15 protein-coding genes and 1 tRNA gene are annotated in these 13,803 nt (G+C 40.6%); 1 reads left to right on the top strand and 15 read right to left on the bottom strand.

The features are described from left to right. Nucleotides 1-7: 7 nt before the first annotated feature. The 15 genes from CVS95_RS00505 to murA all read right to left on the bottom strand — a co-directional run bounded on the left by CVS95_RS00505 (nt 8) and on the right by murA (nt 12,902). On the bottom strand, nt 8-622 hold the full coding sequence (locus tag CVS95_RS00505; RefSeq protein ID WP_234399980.1) for a thiamine phosphate synthase: 615 nt from the start codon (nt 620-622) through the stop codon (nt 8-10). Beyond that, a complete protein-coding gene (thiH, locus tag CVS95_RS00500) occupies nt 609-1,763 on the bottom strand; it encodes a 2-iminoacetate synthase ThiH (RefSeq protein WP_107695188.1) in 1,155 nt (384 codons plus the stop codon). Before thiH ends, CVS95_RS00505 begins: the two co-directional genes overlap by 14 nt. Beyond that, entirely contained in the window at nt 1,763-2,527 is a 765-nt protein-coding gene (locus tag CVS95_RS00495) for a thiazole synthase (protein WP_107695187.1), read from the bottom strand. The genes thiH and CVS95_RS00495 overlap by 1 nt, the downstream gene beginning before the upstream one ends. Next, complete coding sequence (thiF, locus tag CVS95_RS00490) at nt 2,528-3,379, bottom strand: sulfur carrier protein ThiS adenylyltransferase ThiF (RefSeq protein ID WP_107695186.1); 852 nt, start codon at nt 3,377-3,379, stop codon at nt 2,528-2,530. 7 nt (nt 3,380-3,386) lie between these two features. Then, the gene (gene thiS, locus CVS95_RS00485; protein WP_021092363.1) at nt 3,387-3,590 is read right to left on the bottom strand and encodes a sulfur carrier protein ThiS; all 204 of its coding nucleotides are present in this window, start codon (nt 3,588-3,590) and stop codon (nt 3,387-3,389) included. Next, entirely contained in the window at nt 3,590-4,768 is a 1,179-nt protein-coding gene (locus tag CVS95_RS00480) for a pyridoxal phosphate-dependent aminotransferase (RefSeq protein WP_107695185.1), read from the bottom strand. The genes thiS and CVS95_RS00480 overlap by 1 nt, the downstream gene beginning before the upstream one ends. Before the next feature lie 11 nt (nt 4,769-4,779). Further along, nucleotides 4,780-6,615 (bottom strand): biosynthetic arginine decarboxylase, encoded by a 1,836-nt coding sequence (gene speA / locus CVS95_RS00475; protein ID WP_107695184.1) that lies wholly within the window; start codon nt 6,613-6,615, stop codon nt 4,780-4,782. Beyond that, entirely contained in the window at nt 6,612-7,838 is a 1,227-nt protein-coding gene (hisS, locus tag CVS95_RS00470) for a histidine--tRNA ligase (RefSeq protein WP_107695183.1), read from the bottom strand. Before hisS ends, speA begins: the two co-directional genes overlap by 4 nt. Nucleotides 7,839-7,868: 30 nt before the next feature. Continuing rightward, the gene (tmk, locus tag CVS95_RS00465) at nt 7,869-8,456 is read right to left on the bottom strand and encodes a dTMP kinase (protein WP_107695182.1); all 588 of its coding nucleotides are present in this window, start codon (nt 8,454-8,456) and stop codon (nt 7,869-7,871) included. 1 nt (nt 8,457) lies between these two features. Beyond that, the gene (gene coaD / locus CVS95_RS00460; RefSeq protein ID WP_012001782.1) at nt 8,458-8,928 is read right to left on the bottom strand and encodes a pantetheine-phosphate adenylyltransferase; all 471 of its coding nucleotides are present in this window, start codon (nt 8,926-8,928) and stop codon (nt 8,458-8,460) included. Then, on the bottom strand, nt 8,925-9,476 hold the full coding sequence (locus CVS95_RS00455; RefSeq protein WP_107695181.1) for a UbiX family flavin prenyltransferase: 552 nt from the start codon (nt 9,474-9,476) through the stop codon (nt 8,925-8,927). Before CVS95_RS00455 ends, coaD begins: the two co-directional genes overlap by 4 nt. Then, a complete protein-coding gene (flgA, locus tag CVS95_RS00450) occupies nt 9,473-10,279 on the bottom strand; it encodes a flagellar basal body P-ring formation chaperone FlgA (protein WP_107695180.1) in 807 nt (268 codons plus the stop codon). Before flgA ends, CVS95_RS00455 begins: the two co-directional genes overlap by 4 nt. A gap of 65 nt (nt 10,280-10,344) precedes the next feature. Next, nucleotides 10,345-10,419 (bottom strand) — tRNA-Gly (locus tag CVS95_RS00445). Nucleotides 10,420-10,470: 51 nt separating this feature from the next. Continuing rightward, nucleotides 10,471-11,631 (bottom strand): molybdopterin molybdotransferase MoeA, encoded by a 1,161-nt coding sequence (locus CVS95_RS00440; protein ID WP_107686371.1) that lies wholly within the window; start codon nt 11,629-11,631, stop codon nt 10,471-10,473. Between the two features lie 2 nt (nt 11,632-11,633). Then, a complete protein-coding gene (murA, locus tag CVS95_RS00435; protein ID WP_107695179.1) occupies nt 11,634-12,902 on the bottom strand; it encodes a UDP-N-acetylglucosamine 1-carboxyvinyltransferase in 1,269 nt (422 codons plus the stop codon). A 139-nt stretch (nt 12,903-13,041) separates the two neighbouring features. Between murA and CVS95_RS00430 the strand changes: the two genes are divergently transcribed. After that, nucleotides 13,042-13,722: an NlpC/P60 family protein gene (locus CVS95_RS00430; protein ID WP_072594208.1), complete on the top strand. Its 681-nt coding sequence runs from the start codon at nt 13,042-13,044 to the stop codon at nt 13,720-13,722. Nucleotides 13,723-13,803: the final 81 nt, after the last annotated feature.

Here is a 13,803-nt window from a genome sequence, read left to right as displayed (position 1 = left end):
ACTAAATTTAGCCGTTTTTGCTCTCTACTATCTTTTTTATAAGCTCTATATCGCCGCTCATTGCTAGGCTCATGAAGCAAATGCCATTTGCGCCAGCTTTTATGGCCTCTTTGTAGTTCCCACTATCTAGTCCGCCAAGTGCGTAAATTTCTTTATCAAAGCTTTTTAGCTCGTTTATAAAATTTACCCCTTTTGGCTCTAGGCCTTCCTTGCAAGAGGTGGCAAATATATGAGAAGCAACGAGCACATCAGCGATAGAGGCTGAAATTTTAGCTTGCTCTAAATCGTGAGCTGGAGCGTAAATTTTTGCTGTTTTTCTAAATTCATCTAAAAAAATGCCATAATTTTTAAAAAAATCAAGTTGTGCTGAAGTGAGCCAAAAGTCACTTTTTAGCTTGCAAGCTACGTCAAAAAATTGGTTAATGATAAATTTCTTGCGGTAGTTTTCACAAATTTGAGCCACAACCCTAGCAAGGTCAAAAAATTGAGCCTCGCTTAGCATCTTTGCACGAAGCAAAATTTCATCCACGCCAGCCTTGCAAAGTAGCTGGATCCTTTTTAAAAAGTCATCGCCCTCATAGCTGTCAAAGTCGGAAATGCAGAGAATTTTAAACATAGACATATTCGCTCATTAAGGGCTCTAGGCCATTTGCTTTTATCATAGCTTTGATCTCGTCCACGCTTCTATCGTCGCTTATCTCAAACTGCTCGTCGCCTTTTTTTTCTTCGCCATGAGCGCCTATGCTTACTTTTACACCAGCGCTTATCTTGTTTGCGGCGATCTTTATGGCGTTATCGCGAAATTTAGCCTTTTCTCTGGTTGAAATGGTGATGCTAGCTGTTGGCATGAAAATTCTATAAGCGCAGATCACTTGCAAAAGCTCGCGCTCACCCACGTCACGCGGATTGATGCGGTCGTTATTTATGATAGGGCGAAGCCTTGGGCATGAAAATGCGATCTCGGCGTGCGGATACTTTTTTTGAACTAAGCTTGCATGAAGTGCCGTAGCAAAGGCATCAAGCCTAAAGTCATCTATGCCAAGAAGTGCTGCAAAGCCAACTCCTCTCATGCCTCCAAGAAGCGCTCGTTCTTGAGCATTTAAGCGGTATGGGAAAATTCTTTTATTGCCGCCAAGGTGGATTTTTTCGTATTTTGTAGGATTATAGGTCTCTTGAAAGACGGTCACGTAGTCTGCGCCGCTTTTGTGAAGTAGGGCGTAGTCCTCAGAGTTTAGCGGGTAAATTTCAACCCCAACAACTTTAAAAAATTTCTTTGCCAAAGCGCAGGCGTTTGCGATGTAAGCGACACTTGAGTTAGTCTCGCTCTCGCCAGTTAGGATCAAAATTTCTTCTAAACCGCTCTTTGAAATTTCTCTTAGCTCTCTTGTGATCTCCTCGTCACTTAGCTTTGCTCTTTTTATATTATTTTTAGCGTTAAAACCGCAATAAACGCAGAGATTATCACAATAATTTGCTATGTAAAGTGGCGTAAAAAGCGTGATGTTTGAGCCAAAATTTGCCCTTGTCTTTGCTTGGGCGAGCTGGGCGATTTGCTCTAAAAATGGCGCTGCTGCAGGCGAGAGTAGGGCTTTTAAATTTTCAAGTGAGCAGTGCTTTGCATTAAGAGCTGCTTTTACGTCCGCTTCGCTATAAATTTCTGGCTTGTAGCTAGCACGCTCTTTTAAAATTTCATCCATTATCTCACTGCCAACATCCTGCATGTGAGGCAATAGCTGCATGTGGTCGGTTCTAGTAAATTTCATCAGTCTAAAAACCCAGTGAGCGGAGATGAGGCGTTTGCGCTTTTGCTCTTTGCACCAAGGCCTGCTAGATAGGCGTTTCGACCAGCGATGATAGCCTCTTTGAAGGCTCTTGCCATGAGCGGGATATTTTTAGATGAGGCGATAGCTGTGTTTGCCATGATCGCAGCCGCTCCCATCTCCATCGCTTCGCACGCTTGTGATGGCCTGCCTATGCCTGCATCTACGATGATCTGCGCGTCAAGCTCGTTTATCAAAATTTCAATGATATCTTTAAAAACTAGTCCTTGGTTTGAGCCAATTGGCGCAGCTAGAGGCATTATGCAGCTAGCTCCTGCACTTAGCATCGCTCTTGCAGCATTTAGATCAGGAAACATATATGGCATCGGCACGAAGCCGTCATTTGCCAAGGCTTCGCACGCTTTTATCGTCTCAGCGTTGTCTGGAAAGAGAAATTTAGAGTCAGTAATGATCTCTATCTTAACAAGCTCGCCACATCCAAGCTCACGTGCGAGCTGGGCGATACGAATAGCCTCTTTGGCGTTTCTAGCGCCACTTGTGTTTGGCAAAAGCGTCACGCCTTTTGGGATAAAGTCAAGTATATTTCGCTCTTTACTTTCGTTTATGCGCCTAAGAGCAAGGGTTAAAATTTGCGCGCCAGCCTCGTTTATGGCTGAGTCGATGAGCTCGTGCGAGTACTTGCCAGAGCCAAGGATAAAGCGGCTTTGAAACTCCTTGCCGCCAAGGATCAAGCTATCACTTTGCACTTACGCCTCCAAGCCCATAAGCAGTCTAATGACCAAATTTGCTTCATGATTTGCACAGATTGCAACGCGTGGTGCCATGAGCCCTTGACCGATCTTCGCCTCGTTTGTGAGGTCGCCGCAAAGGTAGACATTTTTGGCAAATTTTATGGTTTTTATGAGATTTGAGCTAAAGTATCCTGCCATGCCAGAGGCGCCGATGATTTTTTTATCTTTTAGGCTAGCACCAGCTTCATTTAGTATCATCGCCTTGCCAGCAACGTTGTCAAAGGCTTCGCATAAAATTTCGCACTCGCCAAAGACGCTAGCCACGTTTTTTTCATCTAAAAATATATCGTGAGTTTCAACCTCGACAAATGGATTGACGTCATTTATCAGCTCTTTAAGCGCCTGCGTCTTTTTCATGCCGATGTGGCGGACGAAATACTGCTGGCGGTTTAGGTTGCTTGGCTCAACCACGTCAAAGTCGGCAAGCACTAGCTTTTTTACGCCAACTCTTGCAAGGCTTAGCGCGATATTTGAGCCAAGGCCGCCAAGTCCAGCCACGCCGATTACTGCCTTACTTAGGGCTAAATTTAGCTCAGGGCTGTTTCTTGAAGCGATCATCGCGCGTAAAACTTCACGCTCAGGCATCACGCCACGCCTTATAAATACGACATTTGAGCCATCTTTTAGCTCGCTATTTTCTTTTATAGCAAAGCCATCAACGATAAAAATGTCTGGCTTAGTTGCGTTAAATTTCTCTAAAAATTTATAAATTTCACTCTCTTTATCGCCAAGTGCAAGCTCTTTTAGCTCGCTAAGGCTTTTTACTGGCACCTTAAATTTTGTGCCGTTTAATACAATCTCTATCATTTTCTCCTCATCCACCGCCAACTAAAGTGACGATCTCATAAGCTTTGCCCTCGCTCATGAAGCGCTCACGCCAAAGCTTTTTTGGCAAAATTTCTCCGTCTCGCTCAAGGGCTATAAATTTAAGCTCATAGCCATTTTGAGCTAAAAAATCATAAACATTTATATCATTTTCAAGCTCGAAAATTTTGCCATTTACTCTAAATTTGATCATTAAATTTTGTAGCTTTTTACAAAATTTGCGATCCTCTCGATCGCTTTTTTTATGCTCTCGATGTCTGTCGCAAAAGAAATTCTAAAGTATCCCTCCATGCCAAAGCCCACTCCTGGCACCGTTGCTACGTTCGCCTCTTCAAGCATTCTTTGGCAAAATCTAAGTGAGTTGCCGTCTACTTCTTTACACTTCACAAATAGATAAAACGCGCCATCAGGCTTAACTACGCTTAATCCAGGGATAGCATTTATCATTTCAACTGCCACATCGCGTCTTTTTTCATACTCTTTTCTCATGTTTTCGATATCTTCGTCAGTTTCGCCAAGAAGTGACGGGATAGCGCCTATTTGCACGATCGAGCTGATGTTGCTTGTGCTTTGACTTTGAAGCTTTTTGATGCCAGCGATTAGCCAGTCCATTGAGCTTGCTATGTAGCCAAATCTCCAGCCAGGCATCGCTCCACACTTGCTTAGTCCATTTATCGTGACCGTTCTTTTGAAAAGATCCTCGCTAACTGAGGCCACTGCGTGAAATTCTTTGCCGTAGATCACTTTTTCATAAATTTCATCGCTTGTGATGATGATGTCAGTGCCCTTTACAACCTCGCCAAATGCCGCGATCTCCTCTTTTGTATATACAGCTCCAGTTGGGTTTGTCGGGTGATTTAGTGAAAAGACTTTTGTTTTTGGTGTGATCGCTTTTTTTAGCTGCTCGGCTGTGACTTTGAAATTTGTGCTCTCGTCTGCCTCGATAAAGACAGGCACACCACCGCAAAATTTAACGATCTCAGGGTAGCTCACCCAGTATGGAGATGGGATGATGACTTCATCACCTGGGTTTATAAGCGCTTGAAATACGTTAAAAAGTGAGTGTTTTGCGCCGATGTTTGTGACGATTTGGCTTGCTTTATAGTCAAGTCCGTTATCTCTTTTTAGCTTTGCTCTAATGGCGTCTATCACCTCAGGCAGGCCCGGTACCGGCGTATATTTGCCGCTTTTGCTATCGTTATCAAGTGCGTTTTTTACAGCATCTCTTATCTTTTTTGGAGTCATAAAGTCAGGCTCACCAGCTGAAAGCGAGATCACGTCGATGCCAGCAGCCTTCATCTCTTTGGCTTTTGTGCTGATCGCGATTGTGATTGACTCACTTAATGTTTGCATTCTGTTTGCTAGTTGCATTTTCGTCCTTTTTAGTTGATTGTCTTTAAGTAGCTATTATCATTTAAAAATAGATAAAGTTCGCCCAAAATTTGCTTCTTTTGCGTTTCGTTTATCAGAGTTGATTTCTCTAAGCGTTCATTTAAAGTGTCTTGGATCTCATAGATATCGTAGTCCATGTCCTCCATGATATCAAGGATCGACTGGCTCTCTAGTAAATTTGTGACCTTGTAGCCATCACTTGTTATCTCTACCGTAGCTTCTGTTGGATGAGTGAAGAGGTTGTGCTTCATGCCGATCACCTCTTGATATGCGCCAACTAGGAAAAATCCCAAGAAATAATCCTCCTTCTCCACATCCACGTCGTGCAAAAGCAGTGGGTTTTTCTCGTCATCATAGCTGATCTCGCCGTCGCTATCGCAGGTGATGTCCCAGATCGAAGCTGGCAGGGTAGGGCGCTCATCAAGCCTGTCAAGCGGCATGATAGGGAAATTTTGCTTTAGTCCCCAAAAGTCTGGCAAGCTTTGAAAGATCGAGAAATTTAGCAAGTATCTCTCTTGAACCTCTTTTTGAATTTTGGTTAGATCGCTTGAGTTGCTCTTGTTGCCAAGCATCACGACAGCTTTTTTGCTAATTAGCCTTAAAAGCACCTCTGCGTTTGATCTATCTTGCAGATCGACATAGCCTAGATCAAAGAGCGTGAGTATGCTCTCGGTGTGGTGGATGGCGTCATGCAGGTACTCTAGGGCGTTTGAAGGCTTGATTGATTTATAAAGATCAACTAGCTCGGTTATTAAATTTGGATTATTTTTCTTTAAATTTAGCTTCTCTTCGGTGTATTCTTGAGAAAATAGCTCAAGCACAGGAGCGACCAAAAGCGCGTGAGAAGCGGCAATATAGCGACCTGACTCTATAAAAATATCTGGTTCGATCTCCTTTTTTTGCTCACTTATGGTTTTAAGCATATAAACAACGTCGTTTGCGTATTCATTTAGCGTATAGTTTCTGCTGCTCTCCTCTTTAAACTGCGAGTATTCAATCGCTAGACCGCCGCCCAAATTTATCGCTTTTAAATTTGAGGCACCCATTTTTCTAAGCTCAGCGTAGATGTTGCCAGCCTCGATGAGTGCCTTTTTAAGAGGGTGGATCTCGCTTATTTGAGAGCCGATGTGAAAGTGTATCATCGTGAAATTTTCAAGCAAATTTGCCTTTTTTAGCATCTTTACAGCTTCTATCAGTTCAGTTGATGTTAGTCCAAATTTAGAGTGTATGCCACCACTTTTTGCCCAGAGTCCCGATCCTGTCGAGTGCAGTCTTACCCTAAGTCCGATCTTTGGTTTTGGTTTAAAGCGCTCTTTTGCGATGGCGATTATCGCTTCAAGCTCGTTTAAGCCCTCAATCGTTAGCGTGATGTTGTGCCCCATTTCAGCGGCGATAAAGCCTATATTTATCATCTCTTTATCTTTAAAGCCATTTACGGTTATGGGAGCTTTTTCGTTATTGTAAGCCATAGTTAAAAGTAGCTCAGCCTTACTGCCAGCTTCAAGGCCGTAGTTGTAGGGTTTGCCAAGGCGCACTAAATTTTTTACAAAGCCAGGATATTGATTGACTTTAAGTGGAAAAACGGCATTAAAGCTGCCTTTGTAGGCAAATTCTTTCTTTGCTTTTGCAAAGCTTGCGTGGATCTGCTCGATCTGCTTTTGGATAAGGTGCGGAAAGCGAAGCAGTAGTGGCCCTCTATATCCGTCGTCTCTTATCTCTTTTACGATGTCTATGATCGCTGGTTTGCTGGCTGCATTTATACAGACTTTGCCATCTTCTATAACAAAATTTGAATTGCCCCAAATGCTAAGTCCAAAATCATTCATCCCAGCTCCTTTTCAAGCTCATCTAAATTTATCGTTTTTTCATCTTTATTTTCTAAATTTTTATACCAAATTTTATTCTTTTTCATCTCGTTTTCGCCTACGCAAAGGAAAATTTTTACATTTTTATTGTCGGCATTTTGTAGATGTTTTTGAAGTTTTTTGGCTTCATAAGAAATTTCAACCTGATATTTTTTGCGAAGTTTTGAGCCAAGATTATAGATAAAATCAACATTCGCTGCATCAAGCGCGCAAAGATAAACTCCGTCTCGCTCATCCTCGGCCTCACCTAAAATTTCCATTATCCTCTCAACGCCCATCGCAAAGCCAACGCCATAACTTGCTCTACCGCCAAGATACTCAACAAGCCTATCGTATCTGCCTCCGCCTGCTACTGCACTTTGTGAGCCGATCTCATTGCTAATAAACTCAAACGCCGTCTTGCAGTAATAATCAAGCCCACGAACTAGCTTAGTGTCTATCTCAAATTTAACGCCATTTGCCGTTAAAATTTCTTGCAGTTTTTCAAAATCAGCCAGCGCCTCATCGCTTAAGCTATCAGTGATAACTGGGGCATTTTTATAAATTTCTTGGCAGCTCTCTACCTTGCAGTCAAGCACGCGGATAGGATTTAAAAGCTTTCGTCTTTTGCAGTCTTCGCAAATTTTATCGTCATTTTTATCTAAAAATTTGACAAGCTTTGCTTTGTAAGACTTCATCGAGCTCTCGTCGCCAAGGGAGTTTATTTTTAGGGTTGTTTTGATATTTAGCCTGTTAAAAATTTCGCTCACCATCAAGATAATGCTCGCATCCTCATAGACGCTGCCCTCACCAAAACACTCACAGCCAAACTGGTGAAACTCTCTTAAGCGGCCTTTTTGTGGGCGCTCGTAGCGAAACATTGAGCCGTGATAAAAGCAGCGTTTTGTCACATTTGCCCTGTCAAGTTTTGCCTCGATAAACGCTCTAACCACGCCAGCCGTGCCCTCAGGTCGCAAGCAAACGTCGTTACCGCCTTTGTCTTCAAACTGATACATCTCTTTGCCCACAATGTCGCTACTCTCGCCGACACTTCTTTTAAAAAGCGCCGTCTCCTCGAGATGCGGGGTCAAAATTTGCTCATATCCGTAGTTTTTTGCGACTTCCTCGCAGGTTTTTATTATCTGTGCGTAAAGTTTCGCGCGAGCTGGAAGTATATCTTTCATGCCACGAAGTGCCGTTATCATCGCATTATCCTTTTTTTATTTTTTGTGATTTTACTTAAAATTTATAAAATTTTCTATTTCTTTTGAAATTAGCTCTATGCTTTTAGATGCGTCTACAAAAAGCGTCTCAAAGCCATTTTTGATAAGAATTTGCTTCATCAGGCTTTGCACTTTTAAAAGATACTCTAGACCGCGAGCCTCTATCTTATCGCTTGTGCCTCTACTTTTTAGGCGCGAGCTTATAAGCTCATGGCTTGCTTCAAAAAAGATGATCTTGTCTGCAAATTTATCATTTAGTGCAAACTTATTAAGCTCTAAAAGCACGCTTTCATCTAAGTTTTCATCATTTGCCAAAGCGTAGGCGATGCCAGAGATAAAGCCTCTATCGCTAAGTATTAGCCTACTTAAATTTGGAGCGACTAGCTTTTCAAAATGCTCAGCCCTGTCAGCTAAAAAAAGCAAAATTTCAGCCCTTTTGCCGATTTTTATGCTCGAGCTTAGTAAAATTTCTCGTAAATTTTCACCAAGCTGCGTGCCGCCTGGCTCTTTTGTGACGATGGCATCACTAAATTTAGAAGCTAAAATTTCTATCTGTGTGCTCTTGCCAACGCCGTCAATGCCTTCAAACAAAACATACATTTTACGCCTTTAAATTTTTTAGAATTTTTGCTGGCACTAGGTTGCTCACATCGCCGTCGTGGCGCAAGACTGAGCGGACGATCGAGCTTGAGATGAAGGCGTTATTTAAGCTTGGCATAAGATAAACCGTCTCAAATTCATCCCAAAGTGCAGCGTTTGCATAGCCGATTTGTAGCTCGTACTCGAAGTCACTAACCGCGCGAAGCCCCCTGATGACGGTATTTATGCCGTGCGATTTAGCAAAATCAACAAGCAAGTTATCAAAGCCAAGAACGCTTACGTTTTTTAGCTCGCAAACTGCTTCTTTTGCCATTTCGATGCGTTTTTCGTGTGCAAACATCGGCTGTTTGCTGTCACTTTTTGCGACTGCGACGATCACTTTGTCAAAAATTTTCGTAGCTCTTATGATAACGTCCAAATGGCCGTTTGTAATGGGATCAAATGTACCTGGATAGATGCAAGATTTTTTCAAATTTGCCACCTTTTGTAAAGATTATTTTCAATTTTTAAGGCATCAAGCCACTTGCCGATGATGAAATTTTCCATATCAAGAAGGCTCTTTATACCTGTGTAGTAGCCTAAAACTGGGGGTGCGATGATGGCCCCAAGAGATGAGAGTAGCTGCATCTGAGAAAGTGCGATCGCAGAAAACGGCATCTCTCTAACTCCCAAAACTAGCCTTTGCCTCTCCTTTAGCGCGACACTTGCGGCCCTTGTGATGAGCGTGTCGCTTATGCCGTTTGCAACTTTTGCTAAAGTATTAGTAGAGCAGGGTGCTATGATCATGGCATCCGTGCCAAATGAGCCAGAAGCTGGGCCTGCGCTAAGATCTTGGTCGTCATAAATTTTTACGCCAAGATCATCTAAATTTAGCCTCAAATTCTCCTCAGCCTCCAAGACTTTCATGGCATTTTTACTAACTATGACGTGCGCCTCGCAACTATATTTGGCGGCATTTACTAGCTTTAGAAAAAGTCCAGCTCCGCTTGCTCCAGTGGCTGCAAATACTATCTTTTTCATCTTATCACTGCCTCGTCTTTACCTGAAACTGTGGCCTGTAAAATTTTATTATCTTTTGTTCTTATCTTTATCATATCACCTAAATTTCCATCCTCAAGTGCCTTTACTTCAGCTATTATCTTAACCCCATCCTCACTCAAGACTGCATTTAGCATTTGACCTTTTTTTACTAAATTTATGGCATTAAACTGACGCTTGGTTAAAATTTCGCCGCTTTTTATCTGCACTTTTGTTATAAGAGCTAAGCTATTTGAGTTAGAAAGTGCATCTTTTGGCCATTTGCCAAACTCGATCATCGTTGGCTGATAGTCAAGTAGGCTTAAAATATGGTTTGTATTCATTGAATTTATTGCTATGAAGGCTGGCATCTTAGCGTTAAAGCTAAATTTAAAATAGATGCTTTTTAGACTCAGGTCAACATCCTCAAATGATGCTCTAAATGTACCTTTTTGACTATTTTGATCACCTAAAAAGATATTTTTTAGAACGAGTTCTTTGAAATTTACTGGAAGCTTATTTTGTGGGCTAATACTAAGGTCACTTATGCTGATACCAGGATATTCATCGCTAATTGATCTTAAAAATCGCATTTGAATCTCATCCATAATAGAGCAGTTCTTTACAAAAGCAACGCTTCCGCCACTTTTGTCATTATATGTTTTAAAATTTGCTGTTAGAATTTCATAGAGTTTTTTGCTATCTATCTTGGCTGCTCTTTTGCCCTCTAGGTTTAAAATTTCATTGTCTTCGCCATCAAAGCCAAAAGTACTAAGCGAAATTTGATCATTTATAACGCAATACATTGGATAGATGTTGACTTCATTTGCAAAAAGTTTTATGGAAAATAAAAAAATTAGTATAAAAAAGATGGAGCGGGAAACGAGATTCGAACTCGCGACCCCAACCTTGGCAAGGTTGTGCTCTACCCCTGAGCTATTCCCGCAGTTAAAATGAAGTCCGCATTCTATCAGATTGTTTTTCATTTGTCAAGATTTTATGGAAGTTTTATAAGAGAAATTTCACTATTTTGCAAAATTTCGCTTTGATCTGGGCTAGTTAAAAACATAAAAGTGCTTTTTAAAATATGATCTATCATGCCAGAGCCGTATTTTCCACCATTTGTTGCTATAAATTTATCATTTTCAATATTTCCAAAAATGGCATTGATCCTACCTGATTTTACCTTTAAATTTTGCGCATTTGTAGTATTTTGCATCACAAAGCAATCCTCTCTTAAAAGAGGCAAAACAAGCATCATCATGCAAACATAAGCTGCCATTGGATTTCCAGGGAGCACAAAGACTAGTTTGCCATCTTTTTCATAAGCCTTGCAAGGTCTGCCAGGTCTTATGTCAAGGTGTGAGAAAATTTCGTTATATCCAAGCTCACTTAGGGCTATCTTCATAAAGTCAGCCTCACCAGCGCTTGCTCCGCCAGAGCAGACAATGATGTCATAGTTTGTAGTATTTAAAAATGCCTGTTTTACAGCGCTTAGCTCATCTTTTATGATGCCAAGATATGAGCTTTTTTGACCGATTGAGCTTAAAAGTGCGGTGATGCCAAGTGCGTTTGCATTGTAAATTTCATCCTCGCTAGCTCTTTGCCAAGGCTCGATGATCTCGTTTCCGCTTGAGTAAATTCCAACACTAGACTGCTTTTTCACATCTATAAAGCTTATACCCTGAGCTGCTAGCATCATCACGCTTCTTGTGTTTAAAATTTCACCACTTTTTAGTAAAATTTCACCAACTTTTGTCTCTTCGCCTTTAAAGCGGTAAGCTTCGCCTTTTTTAAGCTTAGCTGGCGCTTTTACAAACTCGCCCTCAACTACGCAATCTTCAAACCTCATGACCGTGTCAGCGCCCTTTGGCATCTTTGCACCTGTCATTATCTTCACGCACTCGTTTTTGCCGATAGCTAGCTGCTCTTTATCGCCTGCAAAGGCACTTGCGATGATCTTATAAGGTTTATCTTTCTCGTCAAATTTAACCGCAAAGCCATCAAGCGCTGAGTTATCAAAACATGGCAGATTTTTTACTGCCACTACATCATTTGCTAATGTTCTACCAAGAGCCATGCTGATAGGCAAAATTTCACTATCTATTTTTAGTTTAAATTTGGATTTAAGCGCATCTAATGCATCATTTAGCAGCATTTTTACTCCTCAAGCCTAATAATATTTGCACCAAGGCCTTGAAATTTCTCTTCTAAATTTTCATATCCTCTATCAAGGTGATAAATTCTATGTACCAAGCTTTCGCCATTTGCTATAAGAGCAGCTAGTATCAGCGCTGAGCTTGCTCTAAGATCTGTTGCCATCACATCGGCTGCATTTAGCTTAGCTGGCGCATAAACGCTTGCAATATGCCCATTTAACTTAATATCCGCTCCCATTCTAGCAAGCTCGCTAACGTGCATAAAGCGGTTTTCAAAAAGTCTCTCATCTATCGTACTAACGCCATTTGCTGCAAGGCAAAGTGCCATAAATTGAGCTTGCATATCTGTTGGAAAGCCCGGATACTCAGTGGTTCTTATCTCTACTGGTTTTATCTCTTTTGCTGGCAATATCGTGATCTTGTCACCATCTATCTCAATGCCAAAGCCCATCTCTTCAAATTTGTTTAAGATGGCTGTCATATGCGCAGCATTTGCATTAGTAACTGAAATTTTGCTATTTGTTATGGCACCAGCACAAAGATATGTGCCAGCTTCGATCCTATCAGGAATTACTTCAATATCGCAAATTTCAAGCAATTTTTGGCCGCTTCCAGTTATCTTTAGTTCACTTGTGCCGATGCCTTCTATTTTAACGCCACTCTTAGCCAAAATTTCACAAATTTGCACCACTTCAGGCTCAAGCGCTACGTTAAAAAGTTCTGTCGTACCGTGCGCTAGAGCTGCAGCCATGATGATATTTTCGCTGCCAGTTACGGTGATCTTATCAAAAACAATCTTTGCGCCTTTTAGGCCATTTGGTGCTGTTGCGACGACGTAGCCTTGCTTTATTTCTATATTTGCGCCCATTTTTTCGAGTGCATTTAGATGCAGATCGATAGGTCTTTGTCCGATCGCACATCCTCCAGGTAGGCTCACTTCGCAGTGACCAAAACGTGCAAGAAGCGGTCCAAGTGTCAAGATAGAAGCGCGCATTTTTCTAACGATGTCATAATTTGCAGTCGTCGAGCTTACACTGCTTGTGTCTATGCTTAGTGAGTTTTTATCTTTAAATTCGCACTTTGCTCCTAGGTTAGTTAGCAGTTGGCAAAGCGTTTTTATATCAGCGACATTTGGGATATTTGTTAAATTTACACTTTTTTTTGCAAGTAAGGTTAGGGCGATGATCGGTAGAGCAGCATTTTTGGCACCGCTTATTTTTACTTCGCCACTTAATTTGGCATTTCCTTTTATCTTTAAATAGTGCATCATTGTTTTTTGCCTTAAGAAAATATGTTTTTTGCCGATATTATATTGCTTTTTAACTTAGAATAAAGAAAGCAAAGCACTATTTCCGGTTCATTTACGTTTAAAAGTTAAAATTGCAAACACTAAAATTTTGGATATAAATATGTCAAATTCAATAAATAAAAAAATCTTTTTTATACTTAGCATTATATTTTTTACAGGTTGTTCTTTTACTTCTAATCAACCGACAACTCCGCAAAATGAAACAAATCAAACCGTAACTTCAAGTGTTGATTTTAGTGAGCAAATGATTGGTGAAATCATAGATGAAGATAATGATAGAGAAGATAAAAAATTTGGTTCTTTTTTTAAAAAATACCTAAATACAAGAGCGGGCGGTGATTGCTCAGGATTTGTTTCTATCGTAAATGCAAAGTATCAAAATATGTATTTTGATGAAAAGACAATAAATCGCTACTACGATAATGGCGGTAGAAAGTCAAAAGCGATCTATAATTTTTATGAAAGTAAAAATTTAATTACTCATAAAAATCCAAAAATAGGCGATCTTGTATTTTTCTCAAATACTCTTGGCAAGGGTGTTCAGAAAAATAAAGATAAGAAAAATATTACTCATGTTGGCATAGTTACAGCTGTTCTTGGCGATGAGACAGTAAAATTTATACATAATTCTGGCGGAAAGATAATTCATAGCTATATGAATCTAAAACAAAAAAATGTGCATCTAAAAGGAAACCAAGAGATAAATAGCTACCTTGTAAGGTGTTCAAACTCAAGTTGCTTGGCAGCAAATAGATTTGCTGGATATGGCAAAGCAAAATAAATCAGAAATTTTTACTAAAAACCTTTTAAAACAAACACTAGGCTCAAATTTTAAGCATTATTTATATAAATTTACACTTGT

Origin of the sequence: Campylobacter concisus, from assembly GCF_003048905.1 — a bacterium.
Taxonomy (GTDB): Bacteria; Campylobacterota; Campylobacteria; order Campylobacterales; family Campylobacteraceae; genus Campylobacter_A; species Campylobacter_A concisus_V.
The sequence above is the reverse complement of the archived record's forward strand: the minus strand, read 5'-3'. Positions and strand labels throughout refer to the sequence as shown.